General features: G+C 69.0%; 24 protein-coding genes and 1 tRNA gene. 18 read left to right on the plus strand and 7 right to left on the minus strand.

All coding sequences use genetic code 11. From position 1 onward, the window contains the following. The first annotated feature begins 53 nt into the window (after positions 1-53). The 16 genes from ACYQ8L_RS04890 to ACYQ8L_RS04965 all read left to right on the plus strand — a co-directional run bounded on the left by ACYQ8L_RS04890 (position 54) and on the right by ACYQ8L_RS04965 (position 14,924). The gene (locus ACYQ8L_RS04890; protein WP_459940652.1) at positions 54-1,145 is read left to right on the plus strand and encodes a peroxiredoxin family protein; all 1,092 of its coding nucleotides are present in this window, start codon (positions 54-56) and stop codon (positions 1,143-1,145) included. A 62-nt stretch (positions 1,146-1,207) separates the two neighbouring features. Further along, positions 1,208-2,257 (plus strand): branched-chain amino acid aminotransferase, encoded by a 1,050-nt coding sequence (locus ACYQ8L_RS04895; RefSeq protein ID WP_459940686.1) that lies wholly within the window; start codon positions 1,208-1,210, stop codon positions 2,255-2,257. After that, positions 2,254-2,595, plus strand: coding sequence for a hypothetical protein (locus ACYQ8L_RS04900; protein ID WP_459940653.1), 342 nt, complete (start codon positions 2,254-2,256; stop codon positions 2,593-2,595). Before ACYQ8L_RS04895 ends, ACYQ8L_RS04900 begins: the two co-directional genes overlap by 4 nt. Beyond that, positions 2,592-2,882, plus strand: coding sequence for a hypothetical protein (locus ACYQ8L_RS04905; RefSeq protein ID WP_459940654.1), 291 nt, complete (start codon positions 2,592-2,594; stop codon positions 2,880-2,882). The genes ACYQ8L_RS04900 and ACYQ8L_RS04905 overlap by 4 nt, the downstream gene beginning before the upstream one ends. A gap of 183 nt (positions 2,883-3,065) precedes the next feature. Beyond that, positions 3,066-4,130, plus strand: coding sequence for an enoyl-CoA hydratase/isomerase family protein (locus ACYQ8L_RS04910; protein ID WP_459940655.1), 1,065 nt, complete (start codon positions 3,066-3,068; stop codon positions 4,128-4,130). Positions 4,131-4,208: 78 nt separating this feature from the next. Continuing rightward, positions 4,209-4,913: an ABC transporter ATP-binding protein gene (locus ACYQ8L_RS04915; protein WP_459940656.1), complete on the plus strand. Its 705-nt coding sequence runs from the start codon at positions 4,209-4,211 to the stop codon at positions 4,911-4,913. Beyond that, positions 4,910-5,650, plus strand: coding sequence for an outer membrane lipoprotein-sorting protein (locus ACYQ8L_RS04920; RefSeq protein WP_459940657.1), 741 nt, complete (start codon positions 4,910-4,912; stop codon positions 5,648-5,650). Before ACYQ8L_RS04915 ends, ACYQ8L_RS04920 begins: the two co-directional genes overlap by 4 nt. 8 nt (positions 5,651-5,658) lie before the next feature. Next, positions 5,659-7,299, plus strand: coding sequence for a hypothetical protein (locus ACYQ8L_RS04925; RefSeq protein ID WP_459940658.1), 1,641 nt, complete (start codon positions 5,659-5,661; stop codon positions 7,297-7,299). A 26-nt stretch (positions 7,300-7,325) separates the two neighbouring features. Beyond that, entirely contained in the window at positions 7,326-8,000 is a 675-nt protein-coding gene (locus ACYQ8L_RS04930; RefSeq protein ID WP_459940659.1) for an LOG family protein, read from the plus strand. Positions 8,001-8,011: 11 nt separating this feature from the next. After that, positions 8,012-8,920, plus strand: coding sequence for an AEC family transporter (locus ACYQ8L_RS04935; protein WP_459940660.1), 909 nt, complete (start codon positions 8,012-8,014; stop codon positions 8,918-8,920). A 345-nt stretch (positions 8,921-9,265) separates the two neighbouring features. Then, positions 9,266-9,469, plus strand: coding sequence for a cold-shock protein (locus ACYQ8L_RS04940; protein WP_459940661.1), 204 nt, complete (start codon positions 9,266-9,268; stop codon positions 9,467-9,469). A gap of 197 nt (positions 9,470-9,666) precedes the next feature. After that, positions 9,667-10,353, plus strand: a complete 687-nt coding sequence (locus ACYQ8L_RS04945; RefSeq protein WP_459940662.1) for a GntR family transcriptional regulator — start codon at positions 9,667-9,669, stop codon at positions 10,351-10,353. 48 nt (positions 10,354-10,401) lie between these two features. Then, the gene (gene dctP / locus ACYQ8L_RS04950) at positions 10,402-11,418 is read left to right on the plus strand and encodes a TRAP transporter substrate-binding protein DctP (protein WP_459940663.1); all 1,017 of its coding nucleotides are present in this window, start codon (positions 10,402-10,404) and stop codon (positions 11,416-11,418) included. A 57-nt stretch (positions 11,419-11,475) separates the two neighbouring features. Continuing rightward, positions 11,476-12,057, plus strand: a complete 582-nt coding sequence (locus ACYQ8L_RS04955; protein ID WP_459940664.1) for a TRAP transporter small permease subunit — start codon at positions 11,476-11,478, stop codon at positions 12,055-12,057. Then, positions 12,050-13,360, plus strand: a complete 1,311-nt coding sequence (locus ACYQ8L_RS04960; RefSeq protein WP_459940665.1) for a TRAP transporter large permease — start codon at positions 12,050-12,052, stop codon at positions 13,358-13,360. The genes ACYQ8L_RS04955 and ACYQ8L_RS04960 overlap by 8 nt, the downstream gene beginning before the upstream one ends. Before the next feature lie 19 nt (positions 13,361-13,379). Then, entirely contained in the window at positions 13,380-14,924 is a 1,545-nt protein-coding gene (locus ACYQ8L_RS04965; RefSeq protein WP_459940666.1) for an AMP-binding protein, read from the plus strand. A 50-nt stretch (positions 14,925-14,974) separates the two neighbouring features. Here ACYQ8L_RS04965 and ACYQ8L_RS04970 read toward each other — a convergent pair whose 3' ends face one another. The 3 genes from ACYQ8L_RS04970 to ACYQ8L_RS04980 all read right to left on the minus strand — a co-directional run bounded on the left by ACYQ8L_RS04970 (position 14,975) and on the right by ACYQ8L_RS04980 (position 16,307). Then, positions 14,975-15,451, minus strand: coding sequence for an Hsp20/alpha crystallin family protein (locus ACYQ8L_RS04970; protein WP_459940667.1), 477 nt, complete (start codon positions 15,449-15,451; stop codon positions 14,975-14,977). Between the two features lie 95 nt (positions 15,452-15,546). Further along, a complete protein-coding gene (locus tag ACYQ8L_RS04975; RefSeq protein ID WP_459940668.1) occupies positions 15,547-15,762 on the minus strand; it encodes a DUF2905 domain-containing protein in 216 nt (71 codons plus the stop codon). Further along, entirely contained in the window at positions 15,759-16,307 is a 549-nt protein-coding gene (locus ACYQ8L_RS04980) for an epoxyqueuosine reductase QueH (protein ID WP_459940669.1), read from the minus strand. The genes ACYQ8L_RS04975 and ACYQ8L_RS04980 overlap by 4 nt, the downstream gene beginning before the upstream one ends. 145 nt (positions 16,308-16,452) lie before the next feature. Between ACYQ8L_RS04980 and ACYQ8L_RS04985 the strand changes: the two genes are divergently transcribed. Then, complete coding sequence (locus ACYQ8L_RS04985) at positions 16,453-17,673, plus strand: HD-GYP domain-containing protein (RefSeq protein WP_459940670.1); 1,221 nt, start codon at positions 16,453-16,455, stop codon at positions 17,671-17,673. A 296-nt stretch (positions 17,674-17,969) separates the two neighbouring features. On the opposite strand, the gene ACYQ8L_RS04990 is transcribed toward ACYQ8L_RS04985, so the two are convergent. Beyond that, positions 17,970-18,488: a hypothetical protein gene (locus ACYQ8L_RS04990; protein ID WP_459940671.1), complete on the minus strand. Its 519-nt coding sequence runs from the start codon at positions 18,486-18,488 to the stop codon at positions 17,970-17,972. Positions 18,489-18,490: 2 nt separating this feature from the next. Next, on the minus strand, positions 18,491-20,068 hold the full coding sequence (locus ACYQ8L_RS04995; RefSeq protein ID WP_459940672.1) for a hybrid sensor histidine kinase/response regulator: 1,578 nt from the start codon (positions 20,066-20,068) through the stop codon (positions 18,491-18,493). Positions 20,069-20,462: 394 nt separating this feature from the next. Here ACYQ8L_RS04995 and ACYQ8L_RS05000 point away from each other — a divergent pair, with 394 nt between their 5' ends. Further along, positions 20,463-21,110 (plus strand): TrmH family RNA methyltransferase, encoded by a 648-nt coding sequence (locus ACYQ8L_RS05000; protein ID WP_459940673.1) that lies wholly within the window; start codon positions 20,463-20,465, stop codon positions 21,108-21,110. A gap of 69 nt (positions 21,111-21,179) precedes the next feature. Here ACYQ8L_RS05000 and ACYQ8L_RS05005 read toward each other — a convergent pair. Further along, positions 21,180-21,254: transfer RNA gene (locus ACYQ8L_RS05005), tRNA-Val, on the minus strand. Next, a complete protein-coding gene (locus ACYQ8L_RS05010; protein ID WP_459940674.1) occupies positions 21,245-21,934 on the minus strand; it encodes a S8 family peptidase in 690 nt (229 codons plus the stop codon). The genes ACYQ8L_RS05005 and ACYQ8L_RS05010 overlap by 10 nt, the downstream gene beginning before the upstream one ends. Positions 21,935-21,936: the final 2 nt, after the last annotated feature.

A 21,936-nucleotide genomic window follows, 5' to 3' on the forward strand; every position in this document is an offset into this window, starting at 1 on the left:
GCGGTTTCTCCCCGGGCCCACCCCACCGCAGGGGATCTTCAGGGACAATCACGATGAAGCGGTTGGCGCTCCTGATCCTCGTCGCCTACGCCCTCTCGGCTTCGGCCCTTGCAGCCGACGCCCCAGGCCAGGTGCGCCTGAAGCCGGGGGATCCCTTCCCCGACCTCGAGTTCTGCGGGCTTCTCGCCCCGGAAGACTACCCCCATCTCGGGCTTCCCCGGCGGGACGGCCCGGTGCGCCTCTCGGACATCCCCGGGGAGGTGCTCGTCCTCGAGTTCTTCAACAAGTCCTGCGTGCCGTGCCAGCGGCAGGTACGGGAGGTCGAGGCGTTCTACAGGGAACTCGAGCGGCGAGGCCTTCGGGAACGGGTGCGGCTCCTGGCGGTCGCCGCGGGGAACCAACCCAAGTACCTCGGGAAATACCGACGAAAACGGAAACTCACCTACCCCATCACGGCGGATCCCCAGTTCGACCAGTGGCGCCGGGTGGGCGGGGCCGGCCGCACCCCGTTCACCGTGTTCCTCGTGCGTAGAGATGGCCGATGGCTCCTGGCCCGGTACTCCTTTGGGGTCCAGCAAAGCCAGGAACTCCTAGCCCACGGGCTTGCGCTGCTGGCGAACCCGGAGACGGCCCTCGCGCAAAACGACCCGGGCATTCCCCTGAGCGACCCCACCCTGGTCCTCCCCGTGGACTCCCTTGGGGTGCGCGAACGGGCGCGGGAACTCTTTCGAAGGGCCACGGGCCAGGAAGAAGCCGATGCGGTGGAACTCGAACTGGGAAACGGCGCCCGGGTGTATCAGGCCGTCACCGGGGGGCGGCGCCTCCCGGTGTTCGCCAAGCTCGCGAGCCGCCCGCCCGTGTGTGAGGTATGCGAGGCCGTGCACTTCCTGTTCGCCTTCGACCGCAGCGGGAAGATTCTCGGGTTCGAGCCGATCCATGTGACGAAATACGGAAACGACCCCTGGTCGGACGAGGACAACCGGTTCTTCGAGGGCCGGCTCCGGGGCAGGACCCTGAAGGACCTGTCCTTCGACCCCGAGGTGGATGCCGTGGCCATGGCCACCATGAGCTCGGCCCTCATCTTCGACGAGATCCGCCGCACCCTCCCCCTCCTGGAGCACCTTCCGGCCGGCGATGGGGGCTGAGGGACGGGTTGTGCCCGGGAACACGCCCGGCTAAGATCTGACATCAAACACTTTTTTACACCATCAAACCCAGCGAGGCGATCATGGAACGAGCGAATCTGGATTTCGCCCACCTTCCCTTTGCCTACCACAAAACGGACGCCAACATCCGGTACTGGTTTCGCGACGGCGCCTGGACGGAAGGGGAACTCACGGCCGACGAGACCGTGACCCTCCACATGGCCGCCACCTGCCTCCACTACGGCCAGGAGATCTTCGAGGGGCTCAAGGTGTTCGAGCGACCGGACGGGCGGATCCAGACCTTCCGGCTCGACGAGAACGCGAAACGCTTCCAGCGCTCGGCCCGGAAGCTCCTCATGGAGCCCGTGCCGGTGGAGCTGTTTCGGGAGGCGGTCCACCGGGTGGTGCGGGCGAACCGCCGGTTTGTGCCACCCTACGGGAGCGGGGCCAGCCTCTATGTGCGGCCGCTCCTTCTGGGGGCGAGCGCCGAGGTGGGGGTGAAACCGAGCCGGGAGTACCTGTTCCTGGTGTTCGTGACCCCGGTGGGCCCGTACTACAAGGCCGGATTCGAACCGGTGCGGCTCATCGTGGAGGAGGAGATCGACCGGGCGGCGCCGGGGGGCGTGGGCGACATCAAGTGCGGCGGCAACTACGCGGCCGGCATGCGGGCCACCATGGGGGCCAAGGAGAAGGGCTACTCCGAGGTGCTCTACCTGGACGCCCGGGAGAAGAAGTACATCGACGAATCGGGCTCTTCCAACTTCTACGCCATCCGGGGCAACGCCTACATCACCCCTGCGAGCCCGTCGATCCTGCCCAGCATCACCAACATGAGCGTCCAGCAGATCGCCCGGGACATGGGCCTCGCCGTGGAGCAGCGGCCCGTGTCGGTGGACGAGCTGGGGACCTTCGACGAGGCGGGCTGCCTCGGCACGGCGGCCGTGATCACCCCGGTGGAGTCGGTGACCTACCGGGACCGGGAGTTCGTGTACGGCACCCGGGGCCAGGCCGGCCCGGTGACGACCGAGCTGTACAAACGCCTCACGGCGATTCAGTGGGGGGAGGCCGAGGACCCCTACGGCTGGACCGAGATCATCCCGGAAGGCGCATGAACGAGAAGCTCATCGAGACCATCCAGGGGCCCACCGGGGTGGTGGTCGAGCTCCGGGAGGCCCGCACGCCGTACGGCTTCGAGAACCTCCTCGAGGTGAAGGTGACGCTGGTGGCACGGATCCCGGGCGCCAAGCGGCCCTACCGCTACGAACTGCGGCGCCTCGGGGTGGGCACCGACCAGGCCGACGAGGTGGTGGGACACCTGGCAGGGCGGTGCCGGTCGAACCTTGTGCCCTATCTCTTCCGGGCCTCGTTTCCCGAACGGTACCGGGCCGCTGAGGAGCGGGAGCGCCACCGGGTCATCCCGTTCGGCCCCGCCCGGGGGAGGGCCGCGTGATCTGCCGGGCCTGCGGCGCCGACACCGGGCTCGAACGGCCGGGCCGGCGCGACGCGTGCCCCCGGTGCGGCGCCGACCTCCACGCGTGCGTCCAATGCCGCTTCTACGCCCCCGGTTCCTACAACGACTGCCGGGAACCCCGGGCCGAACGGGTGCTCGACAAGGAACGGGCGAACTTCTGCGACTGGTTCGAGCCCGGCGGCGGCCCCCCATCGCCGGGGGACGACCCCAGGGCGAGGGCCAAGGCCCAACTGGACGCACTGTTTCGGAAGAAGGGGGAATCGTAGCCCCGCCGTCTCACTTCGGCCCGGCGGCTGGGCTGCTTGGCGGCGAGGCGGCGGGACTTCCCCCGGGAGGTCTGGGCGACGCCGCCAGCACCGCCCCGTGGGAACTCTTTCGGATCGGGGCAGGGGTCCGAACGACGTGGGTCAGGGGAGCCCCGTCCTCTGTCCCCTGAACGCGAGGGCACGGTGGCGCACGAAGGCGTCCGGATCGAAACCAGGGGACGGGCCGGTTGGGCGGTGCTCGACCGGCCCGAGAGCTTGAACGCCCTCACCCTGCCCATGGTGCGGGCCCTTGCCCGGGCCCTGCGGGCCTGGCGGGCCGACCCCGCGGTGGTGCTGGCCGTGGTGGAGGGGTCCGGAGACCGGGCGTTTTGCGCCGGGGGCGACGTGCGGGCCGTGTGCCGGCTCAAGGGCGCCGGGCTCGAGCCCGAGACCCGGGCGTTCTTCTTCGAGGAGTACCGCCTCAACCTCGCGATTCACCGATTCCCCAAGCCCTACGTGGCCCTCCTGGACGGCATCACCATGGGCGGCGGCGTGGGGGTGTCGGTGTACGGGTCCCACCGGGTGGCCACCGAGGCCACCCGGATCGCCATGCCCGAGACGGGGATCGGGTTCTTCCCGGACGTGGGGGGCAGCTTCTTCCTGTCCCGCCTGCCCGAGGGGTTCGGGCCGTATCTCGCCCTCACAGGGGTCGCGGTGGGGCCGGGCGACGCGCTGGCCCTGGGGCTCGCCACCCATTTCGTGCCCCGGTCGCGGCTGCCCGCCCTCCGGGCCGCCCTCCAGACGGCGGCCGGCCGGGCCGGGGTGGACCGGGCGCTCTCGGAACTCGGCGCCGACCCGGGCCCCACCCCCCTGTGGGACCGCCGCGGCGAGGTCCGGCGGGCCTTCTCCCGGGCGTCCCTGGACGAGGCGCTCCGGGAGCTCGACGCCATGGCACGGAACGGGTCGGAGTGGGCCCAAGCCACCCGCCAGGAACTCGCACGAAAATCCCCCACCAGCCTCAGGGTGACCTGGGAGGCCCTGCGGCGGGGCCGGGAGATGGACCTGGCCTCGTGCCTGGCGATGGAGTACCGTCTGGTGCACCGGTTCGTGGAGGGCCGGGATTTCTGCGAAGGGGTCCGGGCGGTGCTGGAGGACCGGGACGGGGCCCCCCGCTGGGATCCCCCTTCCCTCGACGGGGTGTCCGACGAGCTCGTGGCCGGGTACTTCGCCCCCCTGCCCGGCGAAGAGGAGTGGTCGCCCGGCCCTTGAGCCGGCGGCTCCACCGGCCGAAACGAAAGAGGACCCCGCGGCCCGGCCGCGCAAGCCCCCACGACGAGGAGGCCCGCCTTGGCCCTGGTGGAACTCGAGGGTGTCGAGAAGATTTACCGCCTTGGCGAAACCCGGGTCCACGCCCTCAGGGGCGTGGATCTCAGGGTCGACCCGGGGGAGTTCGTGGCGGTGTGGGGTCCGTCGGGGAGCGGGAAGACGAGCCTCCTAAACCTGATCGGTGTGATCGACGAACCCACCCGGGGCTCGGTGCGGATCGGGGGGCAAGACGTGGCGGGGCTTTCCGAGAACCGCAAGGCCGAACTGCGAAACCGCCACATCGGGTTCATCTTCCAGAGCTTCAACCTGGTTCCGGTGCTCTCGGCCCTCGAAAACGTGATGCTGCCCCTCCAGATCCGGGGGGAGCCGGCCCGGCGGGTCCGGGAGAAGGCCCTCCACCGCCTGGAGCAGGTGGGGCTTTCGGAGTTCGTCCACCACCGGCCCGACAAGATGAGCGGGGGGCAGCGCCAGCGGGTGGCCATCGCCCGGGCCCTGGTGACCGACCCCGAGATCGTGATCGCCGACGAACCCACCGCGAACCTCGACTCGGAAACGAGCCACACCATCATCGAGCTCATGCGCCGGCTCAACGACGAGCAGGGCACCACCTTCATCTTCTCCACCCACGACCCCCGGCTCCTGGACCAGGTGAAGCGGCTGGTCCGGCTGGAGGACGGCCGGATCGTGGGGGAGGAACGTCGAAACGGTATAGGGGAGGTTTCATGAAACGGATCGCGACCCTTCTTTGCCTGTTCCTGGCGGCCGCGGCGACGGGGGCCGGGGCCTCGGCCCTCTCACCGCGGCAGGTGCTCGAGAAAGCCGACCGGGCCCGAGGGAAACTGCCGGGGCTCGTCTGGACCGTGAAGATGACCTCGGTGGAGCGGGGAAAGGAACGGGAACAGACCCTCCAGGTCAAGGCCCGCAACGAGGACGTGCTGGCCACGTTCACGGCCCCGCCCCGGGTCAAGGGCCAGAAGCTTTTGATGGTGGGCCGGAACATGTGGTTCATCAAACCCGGCGTGTCGAAACCCGTGCCCATCAGCCCCCGCCAGAAGCTCATGGGCCAGGCCGCCAACGGCGACATCGCGAGCACCAACTACTCGGGCGACTACGAGGGGGTATTCGTGGGGGACGAGGCCGTCAATGGGGAGGACTGCTACGTGCTCGACCTCACGGCCCGCAACAAAAAGGTCACCTACGACCGGATCAAGTACTGGGTGAGCAAGTCACGGCTCGTGGGCGTGAAGGCCGAGTTTTACACGGTGAGCGGCAAGCTCTTCAAGACGGCGGAGTTCGACTACGAAAACCGGATCCGCTACCAGGGCGAAGAGATCCCCTTCGTGAGCCGCATGGTCATCCGGGACGCGATCCGGCCCCAGGAGGTCACCACCCTGGAGTACTCGGACATCACGGTGAAGGAACTTCCCGACTCCACCTTCAACCTGAACCTCCTGGTGCGGTGAGGCCGGCCATGGGCTGGCGCGGCCTCGTGGTCTTCGTCTGCCTCGTCGCGGCGGCCGGCCCGGCCGGCGCGTGGGAACTGCGTCTCCCGTTCCGGGTGCTCCGGGCCCTGGCCGGCCCCACGGCCCCCGATCCCTCGCCCCTGCGGACCGATCTGGCCCGGGCCAACCCCTGGGCCGTCCGGGCCGAGGCCCGGGCCGACCGGCTGGGGTTTCGGATCGAGCTCCACGCCGCCGAGGGCGGGGTGGTGGCCGTGCGGGGAAACCGGCGCGACGCCTACCAGTTGCTCCTGGGAAGCGCCGAGCCCCTGCAAACCCTTCTCGAGCTTCCCGAGAACACCCGGATGGGCTCGGTGGGGCGGGACGCCGAGGCGTGGGTGGTCGAACTCCTCCGGGAGGAGCCGGCGGAGGGGGCCGAACCCGAGCCGGGCCCCTCCTGGGCGCAGACCCCGTGGGAGGGGATCACGGCATCCCTTCGGCTCCTGGGCTCCCACCGGTACCAGGTCCCGACGCTGGGGAGCCTGAACCCGGACAACCGCGTGCTCGACCTGCCCCGCCAGACCTCCGAGGCCGAGGTCCGCCTCGACCTGACGGCCCAGTGGGGGCGGCTCCTCCTCACGGCCAAGCCCCGGGTCCGGGTCACCCGGGACCGCTGGCAGGACGGCCCGAACGCGGGCGAAACCGAGGGGGACGAGGAGACCCTGCTCCTCGAGGGAGCCGCCCGGTGGAGGCTTCACGACACGCTCTTCGTCTCGTTCGGCCGGGAGAACCTCCAATGGGGCCCCGGCCAGCTCGTCAACCCCTCGAACCCCTTCTTCGCCGAGAACGGCCGGGAGAACCCGGTTCGCGAGATCGCCGGCATGGACTTCCTGCGGGTGGTCTGGCTCCCCTCGTACGAGTGGACCGTGTCCTGGATCACCAACACCGGCCGGGGCGAGGGGGACCTGAACGGCCGCGACTGGCACCCCTCCCACGCGCTCAAGGTGGAGTACGTGGGGTACGAGGCCAACGGCGGGGTCCTCGTCCACGCCGGCCCCGACGAGGAGACCTCGGTCCGGGCCTACGGCAAATGGACCGCCTCGGACGCCCTGCTCCTCTACGGCGAGGCGAGCCTCCAGAAGGGCTCGAAGGCCCTCTACCCCGCGGACGGGCCGCCCCCCCTCGGCGTCACCCTGGCCGACGTACGGGACGACGACCCGGCGATCCTGCCGTTCACCCTGGCCGGGGCCTCGTACACCCTGGAGGCCGGCCCCACCCTGACCCTGGAGTACGTCTTCAACGGGGAGGGCTACCACGACCGGGACGCCGAGCGGTTCTTCGACCTGACGCACGGCTCGGCCCGGCTCGTGGAGGCCGGTCTCGCGTCCGCGGATCCCGATGGCCTGCCGCTGCGGCTCCGGCTGCTGCGGCGCCACTACCTCTTCGCCCAGTACCTGCACTCCGAGATCGCCGACCGGTTCACGGTGCTCCTGCGCTGGACCCAGAACCTCGACGACCGAAGCGGGCTCGCCACGGGATTTTTCGAGTGGAACGTCTCGGACCGCTGGCGGGTCTTTTCGTTCGCGGCCTACGGCTCCGGTGGGAACCGCGACGAGTTCGGCTCGGCGGTGCGGGCCCTCGGGCTTGTGGGTGCCGAGTTCTCGGCGTTCTAACCCCTTTCGACACGGAGCGCGCATCCATGGAAGACCTTCGCACCTCGGAGACCTGGCGCATCTTCCGGATCCAGGCCGAGCTCATCGACGGCATCGAGACCCTGAACGACCTCGGGCCCGCGGTGAGCGTGTTCGGGGGATCCCGGATCCCGCCGGACTCCCCGTACTACCAAGCGACCCGGGAGTTCTGCCGGCGGCTGTCCGACGCCGGGTTCGCCGTGATCACCGGCGGCGGCCCGGGCATCATGGAGGCGGCGAACCGGGGGGCGAAGGGCGGCCAGGGGAAATCCGTGGGGCTCAACATCCACCTGCCCCACGAGCAAAAGCCCAACGGGTACCAGGACCTGGGGCTTACGTTCCGGTACTTCTTCGTGCGCAAGCTCATGTTCGTGAAGTACTCGGTGGCGTTCGTGATCTGCCCCGGAGGGTACGGCACCTTCGACGAGCTCTTCGAGGCCCTGACCCTGATCCAGACCAAGAAAATCCGGAGGTTTCCGGTGATCCTGTTCGGGGTGGACTACTGGAAGGGGCTCGTGGACTGGATGCGCGACCGGGTGGCCGGGCTCGGGTGCATCGACCCAGAGGACCTCGATCTCTTCGACCTCACCGACGACCCCGACGAGGTGGTGCGGCTCATCACCACCCACTACGTGGCCATCTCGAAGGAACTGCCCCACGACCGCCGCCACCCCCTCGGGTAGGGGCGCCCACGGTGTTCGCCCACGTCCTCGGGGTCTTCCTCGACGTCGTCCTGCCGGTGTTTGCCATCGTGGGCCTGGGCTACGCCCTGGGCCCGCGCCTGGGGCTCGACGGCCGGACCCTGGCCCGGGTGGCCTACTACGTGTTCGTGCCGGCCTTCGCCTTCCACGTGATCAGCACCTCCCGGGTGGAGATCGGGGCCGTGGTCCGGATGACCGCCTACATCGTGCTCGCCCACCTGGCCTTTGCGGCTTGCGGGTTTCTCTTGGCCCGGCTCCTGCGCCGGAGCCGGGAGGTCACGGCCGTGTACGTCATGGTGGCCGTGTTCGGGAACGTGGGGAATTTCGGCCTCGCCCTGATCCGGTTCCGGCTCGGGGACGAGGCCCTGGCCCCGGCCACGATCTTCTTCATCGCCATCATGACCGCGGCGTTCGTGGTGTGCGTGGCCGCCGCCGGCTGGGCCAAGGGCGGCGGCATGCGGGCCCTGACCTCGGTGCTCAAGACCCCGGCGCTGTGGGCCGTGCCGCCCGCCCTTCTCGTCTCGAGCACCGGGCTTGCACCGCCCCTTTGGGTGGCCCGGACGACGTCGCTTCTGGCCGACGCCATGATCCCCACCATGCTCTTCGCCCTCGGGCTCCAGCTCGCCGGCGCCCGGGACCTCCGGCCCACGGCCGACGCCTGGATCGCCTCGGCGTTCCGGCTCCTGGCGGCCCCGGCGCTCGCAGCCGTACTCGCCGTGCCGTTCGGGCTGCCTCGCCTGGAATACGCGGCCGGGATCCTCCAGTCGGGGATGCCCGCGGCCGTGCTGGTGTCGATCATCGCCATGGAGTACGAGGTGGAGCCCACCCTGGCCACGACCACGGTGTTCGTGTCGACGCTCCTGAGTCTCCCAACCCTCACGGCGCTCCTCTCGCTCGTGTAGCCCCAAACTTTTTTCCGGCCTCCCATCTTTTCGCCTTGACCGGTTCCGGGAAGGGGCGTATCGTTTCGCCAACAACGCGGGGGCGGCGAGCACGACCGAGCGGCGGACTTTCGAGAAGCGGGAGCAGCCCAAAGGCGGCTCCCGCTTTTGCGTGGCCCGGTTGGGCGCCACGGTTTGGCGCGGTGTTTGCCGACGGACCCAAGGCCCCCGACCGGTGACCGAAGTTTTTGTCACATCGATGGATCCAGCTTGATCCCGGACCGGAACGGTTCCTGCCCGGGCGCTTCGACCCGTCGCATGTGTCTCACCTGGGCCGAACGCCCAAACACCCAAAGGAGCAGTACCATGGCAAAGGGAACCGTGAAGTGGTTCAACGACCAGAAGGGCTACGGATTCATCAGCCAGGCCGGCGGCGGCCCGGACGTGTTCGTGCACTTCAGCGCCATCCAGGGCCAGGGCTTCAAGACCCTGACCGAGGGCCAGGAAGTCGAGTTCGACGTGGCCCAGGGCCCCAAGGGCCCCCAGGCCGCGAACGTCCGCGCCATCTAGGCCGGCCGCGAGCCAACCCGAAAAGGGGTTCCCGCAAGGGAACCCTTTTTCTTTTCGCATATTCCACAAAGCCCCCCTTCCCCAGCACGAGACCAACGACGGGCGTTTCGGGCCCCTTTTTTCCCACAAACATGATTTTGCTTTCTTGACGAATCCGGACCCTGATTGTATACAGTATGCATTCTCCAGGAGGCCCCATGGACCCGATCTCGGTGCGCGCGCTCCACGAGGAGGTCGCCCGGCGGATCCGCGAGATGATCCGGAAGGGCGAACTCCAGGTGGGGCAGCGGCTCGTGGAAACGGAACTCTGCGGCCGCTTGGGGGTGAGCCGCACCCCGCTCCGGGAGGCGCTCCGGGTGTTGAGCACGGAGGGGCTCGTCCGGCTCGTGCCCAACCGGGGCGCCTACGTGAGCCAACCCACGATGGCCGAGGTGCGCGACATGTTCGAGGCCATGGCGGTGTTGGAGGGCACTTGCGCCCGGTGGGCCTGCGAACGGGCTTCCGACGCCGACCTCCGACGGCTCCGAAAGCTCCACGACGGCCTGGAGAGGCATTTCGCCCGTCGGGACCACGAGGGCTACATCCAGACGAACCACGCCTTCCACACGCTGCTCCAGGAACTTTCCGGCAACCGCACCCTCGACACCGTGCTGCGAGGCCTCCGGCACAAGCTGTTCCTCTACCGGTACCGCCAGCTGTACCAACCCTCGCGGTTCCGAGAGTCCATCGAGGAACACCGCCGCCTGATGGAGGCCCTCGAGGCCCGTGACGGGCTCGCGGCCGAGGCGGCCATGCGCGAACACCTCCTCAACCAGTGCGAGGCCCTCGTCAGCCTCTTTGAACGGGACGCCCCCCGGGCAGACACGGGACCCGATCCGGGCTAACCGCATCCCCTCGTTTCGAGCCGCGCGCACGGCGAAAGGAGGTTCACCATGACAAGGGCACGTTGGAACGGTCGGATCGTGGCGGTGGTGTGTGTTCTCGGTCTTCTCGCCTTAGGGGCACTCCCATCCCATGCCAAGCTCCGGCTCAAGGTGTCGCACCAGTTCGCCGAGGGCGACGTACGGGACCGGCTTGTGCGGGTGTTCGCCGAGCGGGTGAACGAGAGGCTCGGCGGCGGGGTGGACATCCGGGTGTACCCCGCGAAGTCCCTCTACAAGCCCAAGGCCCAGTGGGACGCCATGCGAGACGGCGCGCTGGACATGAGCGTGTTTCCGCTCGACTACGCCTCCGGCAAGGTGCCGCAACTCTCCATCACCCTGATGCCCTGTGCCGTCACCAGCATGGAACAGGCCATGAGTTGGCGCCACAAACCCATCGGCAAGCGCATCGAGAAACTCCTGGAGGAGAACGGGATCAAGCTGCTGATCTGGGCGTGGCTGGACGGCGGGATCGGGAGCACCGTGCGACAGGTCCGGGTGCCAGCCGACGTGAAGGGGCTCAAGATGCGCGCCGCCGGCAAGAAGTTCGAGTACATGCTCCGGGAGGCCGGCGCCTCCATCACCAGCATGCCCTCGTCCGAACTCTACCACGCGCTCTCGACCGGGGTGCTGAACGCCTGCCTCACTTCGTCGGCCTCGTTCGTGTCGTACCGACTCTACGAGCAGCTCAAATACATGAACGCGCCCCGCGACTACGCCATCTGGTTCATGGCGGAACCCCTCATTATGTCGCTGAAAACCTGGAACCGGCTGAGCCCCGAGCAACAAAAGGTGTTCCAGGAGGTGGCGCTCGAAATGGAGAAGGACTGGGTGCTGCCCGAGTTTTCCAAGGCCAAGGACGTGCTGGCCGAAAAGTTCAAGGCCGCCGGCGCCGAGGTGCACTTCATGACCAAGGCGGAGTTCGACGAGTGGCTGGCGTTCGCCAAAAAGACCGCCTGGAAGAGCTATGAAACCGATGTGCCGGGCGGGGCCGAACTCCTGAAACTTGCCCTGGAAGCCATGGAGTAGACGGTGCTGGGGGAGCCCGCCCTGGCGGGCTCCCCCACTCCGGGTCGGAGGCGCGCCATGGACTATGCCTCAGGGATGTGGGGCCGGGTCGAACGGGCCATCGAGGGGCTCAGCCGGGTCACGGGGTGGATCGGGGCGGCCGCCCTCCTGGCCGCGGCCTTCATCGTGACCGAGGGTGTGATCATCCGGAAGGTGCTCGGATGGTCCACCGTCTGGCAGATCGAGATGGCGGTGTTTCTCCTGATGTACGCTTGCTTCGTGGGATCCGCGTACACCCAGAGCCGGGAGGGCCATCTCAATGTGGACCTCCTCATCGTGTACCTCCCCCCCCGAACCCGGGAACTCGTGCTGATCGGCGCGGCGGCGCTGGGCGCCGCCCTGTGCGCCCTGATCGCCTGGTACGCCTGGCCCATGTGGTGGGAGGCCTGGGTGCGAAACGACCACAGTGAATCCCTTTGGGGTCCGCCCCTGTGGATCCCGTACCTTTTCCTTCCGGCCGGCATGACGCTCCTCTTTCTCCAGCACCTGGTGACCCTGGGCCGGAGGATCCGGGCATTTCGTCGGGGGGAGTACACCCGGGAGGTGGCCCGGGCCGAACTCAAGGAGATCGAGATTCCCGGAGGGGATGGCCATGGATGAGCGGGTCCTCGGGCTTCTCGTGTTCGGCGGGGCGCTGGTCGTCCTCCTTTCGGGGATTCCCATCTGGGCCGGACTCGCCGCGGTGTCGGTGGCCTGCGTGGTGCTCCTCGAACCCCACCTCCTCACCACCCTGCCCCACGTGTTCCACGACAGCATGGACAGCTTCGCGCTCCTTGCCATCCCCCTGTTCATCCTGCTGAGCGCCCCCATCGCCGCGTCCCGGGCCAGCCGCGATCTCTACGAGGCCCTGCACCGCTGGATGCACAAGCTACCCGGAGGACTTGGGATCAGCACCATGATCGCCTCGGGCATCTTCGCCGCCCTGTGCGGCTCGAGCCCGGCCACAGCCGCAGCCATCGGGGGCATCGGGATTCCCGAGATGCGCCGCAGGGGATATCCGGCCAGCCTCGCCTGCGGGCTCATTGCCCACGCCGGAACCTTCGGCATCCTGATCCCGCCCAGCATCACCATGATCCTGTACGGGGTGGCCACCGAGACCTCCATCGGAAAATGCTTCATCGCCGGCATCGTACCGGGCCTCCTGGAGGTGGTCCTGAGCTGCGTCTGGGTGGGGTTCTACTTCCGGTTCGTCGCCCGAAAGCCCAAGGGCTCCGGGGAGGAGGAGCACTTCACCCTCCGGGAGAAGATCGAATACCTCCCCCGGGTGCTCCCGTTTCTTTTCATCATTTTCGGCATCATGGGCTCCCTGTACGGGGGCTGGGCCACCCCGAGCGAGGCGGCCGGGGTCGGGGCGGTGCTTTCCTGCCTCACCGTGGCCGTGCTCTACCGGATTCGAGGCTGGACCGAATGGCGGGACATCCTGCTCAAGGCCCTGAACGATAGCTCCATGATCCTGATGATCATGGCCGCGGCCCTGGTGTTCAGTTGGGTGTGCTCGTACCTCTACGTCACCCAGTCCCTGGCCGAGATGCTCCTGGGGCTGCCGCTGGGGAAATGGGGCATTTTCGTCCTGATCAACGTGCTTCTTTTGATCCTCGGGTTCTTCATCCCCCCGGCCGCGGTGATCCTCATGGTGGCCCCCATGCTCCTCCCGGTCGTGGAGGGGCTCGGTTGGGACCCCGTGTGGTTCGCCGTGATCATGACCGTCAACCTGGAGATTGGGCTGGTAACCCCGCCCGTGGGCCTCAACCTCTACATCGTTAAGGGCATCGCCCCCGACGTGCCGCTGTCGCAGGTGCTCTGGGGCGTGCTACCGTTCGTGATCATCGAACTCGTCGTCATCGGGCTCGTGGCGGCGTTTCCGCAACTGGCGCTCTGGCTGCCCAACCAGATGATCGGCTGATGCCGGGAGGCAACCGTTCATGAACCTCGCAAAACTCTTGGCCGACGTGGGCGCGCGGGATCCGGAGAAGACCGCCGTGCGGTTCGAGGGGCGGCCCGTGACCTACGGGCAGTTCTGGGAGGCCGTGCGACTCCACGCCGGCGCGCTCGCCGACCTTGGGGTCCGGCCGGGGGATCGGGTGGCCCTACAACTGCCCAAACGGCTCGACTTCCTCTACCTCCATCTCGGCGTCCTCTCCCTGGGCGCGATCACCCTGCCCCTCAACGCGGACTACAAACCCGAGGAGGTCGATTACTTTCTCCGGGACTCGGAGAGCGCTCTTTTCGTGTCCGATCCGGAACGCCTGCTTCGTGCAGAAGCGGTGCTCCGGGATCTGCCCGGGACGAAGCCGGTTTGCGTGGACCCAGAGGGATCCTCGTGGGCCCAACCCCTTCCCGCGGCGCTCGGCCGGGTGCCCGGGTCGTTTCGGCCGGGGTACCCCGCGGGTGACGACGACGTGGCGGTGATCTGCTACACCTCGGGGACGACGGGCCGGTCGAAGGGCGCCATGATCACCCACCGGAATCTCGTGTCGAACCTCCTCGACCTCCACGAGATCTGGCGGTGGAGCGAGAGCGACGTGCTCTTGCACGTGCTTCCGCTGTTCCACGTCCACGGCCTCATGGTGGCCGCCCAGGGCGCCCTCCACGCCGGCGCGACCATGGTGATGCACGAGCGGTTCGACCCGGCCCGCGCCTGGGAGGCCATCGAGGCCGACGGCTGCACGGTGCTCATGGCCGTCCCCACCATCTACCAGAGGCTCATGGCCGAATGGGACCGCCGGACCCGCAAGCCCGACCTCTCGACCATGCGGGTGTTCATCTCGGGCTCGGCCCCCCTCTCCGAGAACCTGTTCCGCCGGTTCGAGGCGGCCACCGGCCACCGGATCCTGGAGCGCTACGGGATGACCGAGGCCGGCATGATCGCCTCGAACCCCTACGAGCCCGAACGCCGGATCCCGGGGAGCGTCGGCTACCCGCTGCCGAGCGTCGCGATCCGGGTCTGCGACGACCAGGGTCGCGACGTGGCCCCGGGCCAGATCGGGGAGGTCTGGGTCCAGGGGCCCAACGTGTTCAAGGGCTACTGGCGGATGCCCGAGAAGACCCGGGAAACTCTGGTGGACGGATGGCTTCGCTCGGGCGACCTGGGCTACCAGGACCCCGGGGACGGGGGGCGGCTGTACCTCAAGGGACGGGCCAAGGAACTCATCATCACCGGCGGGTACAACGTGTACCCCAAAGAGGTGGAACTCGTGCTCGAGACCCACCCGGCCGTGCGAGAGTGCGCCGTGGTGGGGGTGCCCGACGAGGAGTTCGGGGAGCGGGTGATCGCCGTGGTGGTCCCGAAGCCGGACGTCCCCCCACCGGCGCCGGAGGAACTCATCGCCCTGTGCAAAGCGAGACTCGCCGGCTACAAGTGCCCCAAGCAGGTGTTCCTCGCCGAAGAGCTTCCCCGCAACGCCATGGGGAAGGTGCAAAAGAACCGACTCGTGGAACACTACGGCGGCCCCGACTCTCGGGCATAGAAAAAGGGGACCCGCATAGGTCCCCTCTTCCGTGAGCCCCCTGGGCCGGGTTATTCGGTGATCACCTCGACCTTCCGGCGGTGCTCCTCGCGCACCTTCGGCAGGGTCATGGTGAGCACGCCGTCCTTGAGCTTCGCGGTGACGCCGTCCACCCGGATCTCCTCGGGCAGCCGGATCACCCGCTCGAAGCTCCCGGCCCGGGTCTCGCGGTACAGGTAGCTCTCGCCTTCCTTGAGCTCCTCCTCCTTGCGCTCGCCCTTCAGCGTGACCGCATTCTCCGTCACGTCCACCTGAAGGTCCTCGCGGCTGAACCCGGGCACCTCGGCCCTGAGCTCGTAGAGGTTCCCCCGGTCCATCACGTCGATCCGGGGCGAGAACTGCCACTCACCCCAGTCGAACCGGAACCGGGCGGGCACCCGTTCAGCCCAGTCCCCCAGCACGCTGTGGAACATGCGGTCCACTTCCTGGGTGAGCGCACGGATGGGCTCGAACACCTCTTCCCTCGGAATCAGGCTCGTCCCACGCATGGCTACACCTCCTCACGCTGGGATTTGGACTGTGGCCGGCGTGCCCCGCCGGCGCGATGGTTTGAATAACCACGCCCGCACAGGTGTCAAGGGGGTCACCGCCGGCTGAGGAGCCACAGCACCAGGGACAACACCACCGAAAGGAGGATCGAGGTCCCGAGGGGGAAGTAGAACCGAAACCCCGGCCGCTCCACCACGATGTCGCCGGGGAGCCGCCCGATCCACGGGACCTTCCCCACGAGGAGAAGAAGAACGCCGAGGCACGCGAGAAGAAGCCCCATCAGGATCAGCATCTTCGCCAGATCGGTCATGGCTCACCTCCCGAGCGCTTCGGGCGGTACCGCTCCTGCTCGCTGTAGATGCACCCGCAGTACGACTGCCGGTACAGTCCCATGGCCTTCGAGGCCTCCACCCCCTCCTTCCACCCCTCCCGCCAGTCCCGGTACACGAACCGCACCCCGGTTTCGCTGGCGACCGCCCCGGCCACCTCGGCGATGAGATCGTGCTTTTGGAACTTGCTGTAGAGCAGCGTGGTCGTGAACCCGTCGAACCGCCCCCGCTTTGCCAGATGGGCCGTCTGCCGGAGCCGCAGGTGGTAGCAGATCCGGCAGCGCTCGGCTTCCCGGAACGCCACCTGCCGGAGCCAGGACACCACGTCGTACTCCCCAGGGGGAAGGAGCCGGAGCCCCTCGGCCTCGGCCAGGGTCTCCAATGCTTCCTTCCGCCGGACCCATTCGGTGTAGGGCTGGATGTTGGGGTTCGCGTACACGCCCATGACCTCGGTGCCCTCGGCGCGCAACCGCCGCAGGGGCACGATGGTGCACGGGCCGCAGCAGGTGTGAAGCAGGAGTCTCATCGGTTTGCGCTCCTTCGGATCACCGGTAGGATGGGGCCCGGCCGCCGGACGGTCAAGGGCCCGTCTCCGGAGCCGGACCCCGAGCGGTCCCCGGCATTCTGGCCTTCCAGATCCCTAGCTTTCTAGCGACAGGAGGGACAATCCCATGCCCCACCGCGCCCGTTTGATCCATGTGCCCCGGCGCGGCCGAGATCTGTGTCACATGGCGTTTCGCCAGACGCTCGACCTCTTGCGGGTCACCGACGAGGCCCTGGCCGAGCTCTGCCAAGACTGCCCCTCGGTGCCCGATCCCGACGCCCTGGTGCTGCGGGCCCTGAACGAGATGACCCTCGGCGAACCCGGTCAAGGCACCCGGGCTCCGTCCCACGTGTTCCTGGTGCACGCCCGGGGCGAGGAGTTCGAGGGGGTGCTCTACCGCTCGACCCCCGAGGGATTCCGGCCGGCCCGGGACCCGATCCGGTTTCGGGCCGACGAGTCCCACGCGTTCTCGGTGGGATCCGGGGACGTCACCGTGTCGAACTGGAAGGAGGACGGCGGCGACCTCGAGGCATATCAGAGTCGGTTCCACCCGGAGGTCCGCGAGGCCATCGGGGAACCGATCCGCAACTTCGTGAGCTACCGGGTGGCCGGGGACCGGCCCGGCGCGATCATCGCCTTCAACTACCCCGACCGGGCCACCCGGTACGAGGCCCAGGTACTCGCCGCCCTCGCCGTGACCCTGGGCGCGGTGTGGACCCTGGCCTCCCGGGTGGCCCAGGTGGAGGAAGCCTTCGTGTACCTGATCGGGGCCCTGGCCCGGGCGAGCGAGGTGAACGACGAGGTCACCGGCGACCACATCGTGCGGGTGAGCCGGTACTGCGAGGTGCTGGCCCGGGCCGCCGGATACACCGACGCCGAGGCCCGGGTGCTCGCCTACTCCTCCCAGCTCCACGACGTCGGAAAGATCCACACTCCCCGGGAACTCCTCCGGAAACCCGGCCCGCTCACCGAGGCCGAGACCGCCCTGATGCGCGAGCACACCCTCCACGGGGAGAAGATCATCGGGACCTCGCCCCGGCTCGCCACGGCGCGGCGCATCGCCGGCGCCCACCATGAGAACTGGGACGGCTCGGGATACCCCCGGGGGCTTCGGGGGGAGGAGATCCCCCGGGAGGCGCGGCTCGTGAAGATCGTGGACGTGTACGACGCCCTGCGGTCGGCCCGGCCCTACAAGCCGGCCCTCTCCCACGAGGAGGCCATGGAGGTCTTCGAACGCGGCGACGGCCGCACCCGGCCCGAGGCCCACTTCGACCCCGAGCTGCTGCGGGTGTTTCGCAGCGTCCACGAGGAGTTCCGGCGGATCCACGCCGAGATCCAACCCTGGTGAGTTTGGGAACGGGTTACCAACACCAACGGAAGCATGGTCAGATCCCCGTCGTTGCTACGGAAACCCGCGGGTGGGGGGCTGGTGGAGAGCCGGGTGCGGCCCCTTACCTCGCCGCGCCCTCACAGCGCCTGAATCGCTTTGGAAGCTCCGGAACGGCCGCTACCGCCGCCCCGGCCTGCAGAGCCGACAACGGCATGGAAAGGCGCGGCGAAAAGGGTGCCGCACTCGCGCACGGCCGGAAGCAGGCCCCATGCCCCCGCGACCTCTTTGCGCGCCTCTCTTGGCGCCGGGTTTCTCTAAACCGGCCCGGGCATCAACCGTTCCGCGGCCTCCCGGAGCGATGCCGGCCCGGCCCGAAGGACCCTCCGGGTGACCCGGTTCACCTCGTGCTCCTCGCGCCACCAGGCCTCGTCCCGTAGGGGCCGGTAGGGGCACTCGAACCGGCAGAACCGCACCAGGTGCACGTACTCGTGGGTCAAAACGGCCACCAGCAGATCCCCGAGGCGGGCCCCGGGCTCCCGCCGGAGCCGGTCGAGGAGGTTGTGGTCCTGCAGGCAGATCCGGTAGTGGGGGCAAAGGGCGGGGCACGGCCCGGCCGGCACGGGCCGGAGGCGGTGGACCCGCCGGATCTGGGCCAGCACCCCGGGGCCGAGGAACTCGAACGGCCGGAGGTCCCGGGCCGTGCACACCTCGTGGCTCGTGCGCTCGAACCAGTCGTCGGGAAGCCCGAAGTGCTGCCCTGTGAGATCCTGGGCCAACCCCACGGCCCGCCGGACCTCCTGGAGTTCCTCGGGCCCGAACCGACGCGCGCCCATCCTCATCCCTCCCGGCCCAGCGCCCGGCCCACCGCGTCGAGCAACTCCGCCCGCTCCACCGGCTTCACCAGAAGAGCCGCCGCCCCCTCGCGCAGGGCTTGGTCCTGGCGGTCCATGCAGGTCACCACCACCACCGGGATCTCCCGGGTGGCTGGGTCGGCTTTGAGCCGCCGGAGGAGCTCCCACCCGTCCACCCGGGGCATCAGGAGATCGAGCGTGATGGCGTCTGGGCCCTTCTCTCGGGCGAGCTCCAGCCCCTCGGCCCCGTCGTCCGCGGCGATGACCTCGTAGTCGCCCGTCTCCAGGAACCGCCTGAGAAGTTCCTGGGCCGCCGGGTCGTCCTCCACCACCAAGACCAGCGGCTTGGCGCGCGCCTCGGCCTCCCGGCCTTCCACCCCGTCCGGGATCCAGAACCAGAACAGGCTTCCCCTCCCCACCTCGCTCTCGAGCCCCATGCGCCCGCCCAGGAGCTCCACGAGCATCCGGCTGAGCGGAAGCCCGAGCCCCGTGCCCCGGTGCCCCCGGCCGTGGGAGGCGTCGGCCTGGTAGAACTTGGTGAAAATCCGGTCCCGGTCCTCAGGGGCCACCCCCGCGCCGGTGTCCTCGACCTCGACCCGGACCCCGCCGCCCTCGCGCCGGGCACGGCAGACGATGGATCCCCGCTCGGTGAACTTGACGGCGTTGGCGAGCAGGTTGATGGCCACCTGCTTCACCTTCTCCTCGTCGGACCGCACCGGCCCGAGGCCGGGCTCCACCTCGACCCGGAGATCCAGGCCCTTGCGGTACGCGAGCGGTGCCACCGTGTCCGCGGCCTCCCGCAGCACCCGCTCCAGTTCGAACGGCCGGATCTCCACCTCCATCCGGCCGGCCTCGATCCGGGTCATGTCGAGGATATTGTTGATCAGCTTCAGGAGATACCGGGCCCCGGACCGGATCTTCTCCAGGTCGGCCCGCTGGGCCTCGGTCACCGGGCCGTCGATCCCGTCCAGGAGGAGATCCGCGTACCCGATCACCGAGTTCAGGGGGCTTCGGAGCTCGTGGCTCATGTTGGCGAAGAACTGGCTCTTGATCCGGGCCGCCTCGGCCACCTCCCGGTACTGCTCCTGGAGTTTCCGGTGGGCGTCGGCCAACTCCTCGGTTTTCCGACGGATCTCCTCGAGATGGAGCTCCTGGTAGGCGTCGCTGAACCGGTGGATGGCCTCGTCCACCACGCGGTCGAGGCGGTCGAGGGCCCGGTCCAGCACCGGCCCCTCGAGGCGCTCCGTGAGCCGGGGGTGGCAGAGCTCCCGGAACAGGGCAAACGCCCGTTGCACCTCCGACATGGGAAACCCCAACGCGAACCGCCGCTCCCCGATCTCCCGGACGAACCGCTCCATCGGCTCCCAATCGCCGTCGCAGAGCACCGCGAGGTACGCCGCCACCGCGCCGGCCGTGGTTGCGCGCAGCTCCTCGATCGGCCGATCGGCGTACCGCGGCCCCACGCCCTTCAGGCGGCGGGCGTACTCCTCCTCGATCTCCCTCCGGGCACCCCGTAGGATCTCGCAGGCTTCGGGGCAGGCCAGGTCTCGGCTCGGGGTCATTCCCATCCCCCAGGAGAAAGGTGCTTTGGCAGCCTAGGTATTAACACCCACGGAAGTATGGTCGGATCCCAGTCGTTGCTACGGATACCAGCGGGTGGGGGGCTGGTGGAAAACCGGGTGCGGCCCCCTACCTCGCCGTGCCCTCACCACGCCTGATTCGCTTTGGAAACTCCGGTAGGCCGCGAAGCGCGGCCTGTTCGCAGGAACAACAACTACCGCCTCGGCCACACGGTGGGCCGGGGCCGTCTGGACCACCGGACCGACGACCGCGAGACCGGCGACCGACGACCGAAGTATTGGTAACACACGTTCCAGTCCCGGACCAGGGTCCGGGTGCACCTGGGGCGGCGGGTCTGCTATCCTCGACCATCCCATCGCAAACCACGGAGGCCCCATGGATCAGAGCGCATCGTTGGACTGGATCCGCAACGCCCTCAGGCCCGAGCGGTGGGCCAAGATGGAGCGGGCCCTCCACCAGCGCCTGGGGGCCGTGCGGGTCGTGATCGAGAACCTCCACCACCCCCACAACCTGAGCGCGGTCATGCGCACCTGCGAGGGGCTGGGCGTCCAGCACCTCCACGTGGTGGACACCCGGGAGAACACGGTACCCAGCCGGCGGATCACCCTGGGGGCCCACAAATGGCTCTCGATCCACCGCCACGACCGGTTCGCCGACTGCGCCGAGGAACTCAAACGCCGCGGCTTCCGGCTCTACGCCGCCATGCTGGACCCGGGGGCCATCCCCCTCGAGGAGATCCCGGTGGACGACCCCGTGGCGCTCGTGTTCGGAAACGAAAAGGAGGGGGTGAGCCCCGAGGCCCGGGCCCTGTGCGACGGGGCCTACATGATCCCGATGTACGGGTTCGTGCAGAGCTTCAACGTATCGGTGGCCGTGGCGGTGAGCCTCTACAGCGTGACCCGGCGGGTGCGGCAACGGCCCGACGGGGGGCTCCTGTCGGCCGAGGAGCGGCGGGAGGTCCTGGAGGCCTGGCTCCCCAAGAGCCTCCGGGTCGGCCGGCGCCTGGTGCGGTCCCGTCCATAACCCGCGACCCCGGCCTCCCGGACAAGAAAAAGGGGACCCGGTACGGTGTCCGGATCCCCTGCCAAGGCGTGGTGGGCGATGCAGGGATTGAACCTGCGACCCCTGGCATGTGAGGCCAGTGCTCTCCCGCTGAGCTAATCGCCCGTGAGGCGGCTTTTATACTCAGATCGGCCGGCCCGGTCAAGGGCCTTTTCGGCCCACTCGCGATCCCGCGCCGCCCGGGCCGCGACCCGGGCGCACGCAAACGAGCAGCCCAGGAGGTTTCGCTCCCGGGGCAACCCCGCCAGGTCCCGGGGACGGCCCGGGGCGCGAAACGGGTAAGGCCCTTCCCCCGCCACCCTCACCTCGCCGTCGGCCAGCTCCTCGTCGGCCAACACCCCGATCACGCCGGGCAGGGCGGCCGGGAGGACGGGGCGCCCCCCGGGATCCCCGGCGGCCACCACGAGGCACCCGGCCCGGCGTACCTCGGCGCACGCGTCGGCGATCAGGCCAGCCCCCGGCCCGGGGGGCACGGCCAGGCTCAGATTGATCACCGAACACCCCTCGGCCGCGGCCCGGAGGATCCCCCGGGCCACCAGCGACGGGTAGGTGGTCAGGCCTTCCCCGAACACCCGCACGGCGTAGATCTCTGCCAGGGGAAGTTCCCGGCGGAGCACCCCGGCCACCGCCGTGCCGTGGCCCACCGGGTCGAAGAACTCCCCGTCCTCCCGGACCCGGCCCCTCCCGTCCGCGAAGATCCGGCACCCGGCCACGGGGCCCCGCACATGGGAGTGCCAAGGGTTCACGCCGGTGTCCACCACCCCCACCCGCGTCGCCGGACTCATGG

It is taken from the genome of Deferrisoma palaeochoriense (genome assembly GCF_054656955.1).

Coding starts and splice junctions, on each gene's coding strand:
- ACYQ8L_RS04890 (WP_459940652.1), top strand. CDS start 54: ATGAAGCGGTTGGCGCTCCTGATCCTCGTCGCCTACGCCCTCTCGGCT.
- ACYQ8L_RS04900 (WP_459940653.1), top strand. CDS start 2,254: ATGAACGAGAAGCTCATCGAGACCATCCAGGGGCCCACCGGGGTGGTG.
- ACYQ8L_RS04920 (WP_459940657.1), top strand. CDS start 4,910: ATGAAACGGATCGCGACCCTTCTTTGCCTGTTCCTGGCGGCCGCGGCG.
- ACYQ8L_RS04925 (WP_459940658.1), top strand. CDS start 5,659: ATGGGCTGGCGCGGCCTCGTGGTCTTCGTCTGCCTCGTCGCGGCGGCC.
- ACYQ8L_RS04930 (WP_459940659.1), top strand. CDS start 7,326: ATGGAAGACCTTCGCACCTCGGAGACCTGGCGCATCTTCCGGATCCAG.
- ACYQ8L_RS04940 (WP_459940661.1), top strand. CDS start 9,266: ATGGCAAAGGGAACCGTGAAGTGGTTCAACGACCAGAAGGGCTACGGA.
- ACYQ8L_RS04945 (WP_459940662.1), top strand. CDS start 9,667: ATGGACCCGATCTCGGTGCGCGCGCTCCACGAGGAGGTCGCCCGGCGG.
- dctP (WP_459940663.1), top strand. CDS start 10,402: ATGACAAGGGCACGTTGGAACGGTCGGATCGTGGCGGTGGTGTGTGTT.
- ACYQ8L_RS04955 (WP_459940664.1), top strand. CDS start 11,476: ATGGACTATGCCTCAGGGATGTGGGGCCGGGTCGAACGGGCCATCGAG.
- ACYQ8L_RS04960 (WP_459940665.1), top strand. CDS start 12,050: ATGGATGAGCGGGTCCTCGGGCTTCTCGTGTTCGGCGGGGCGCTGGTC.
- ACYQ8L_RS04965 (WP_459940666.1), top strand. CDS start 13,380: ATGAACCTCGCAAAACTCTTGGCCGACGTGGGCGCGCGGGATCCGGAG.
- ACYQ8L_RS04970 (WP_459940667.1), bottom strand. CDS start 15,451: ATGCGTGGGACGAGCCTGATTCCGAGGGAAGAGGTGTTCGAGCCCATC.
- ACYQ8L_RS04975 (WP_459940668.1), bottom strand. CDS start 15,762: ATGACCGATCTGGCGAAGATGCTGATCCTGATGGGGCTTCTTCTCGCG.
- ACYQ8L_RS04980 (WP_459940669.1), bottom strand. CDS start 16,307: ATGAGACTCCTGCTTCACACCTGCTGCGGCCCGTGCACCATCGTGCCC.
- ACYQ8L_RS04985 (WP_459940670.1), top strand. CDS start 16,453: ATGCCCCACCGCGCCCGTTTGATCCATGTGCCCCGGCGCGGCCGAGAT.
- ACYQ8L_RS04990 (WP_459940671.1), bottom strand. CDS start 18,488: ATGGGCGCGCGTCGGTTCGGGCCCGAGGAACTCCAGGAGGTCCGGCGG.
- ACYQ8L_RS04995 (WP_459940672.1), bottom strand. CDS start 20,068: ATGACCCCGAGCCGAGACCTGGCCTGCCCCGAAGCCTGCGAGATCCTA.
- ACYQ8L_RS05000 (WP_459940673.1), top strand. CDS start 20,463: ATGGATCAGAGCGCATCGTTGGACTGGATCCGCAACGCCCTCAGGCCC.
- ACYQ8L_RS05010 (WP_459940674.1), bottom strand. CDS start 21,934: ATGAGTCCGGCGACGCGGGTGGGGGTGGTGGACACCGGCGTGAACCCT.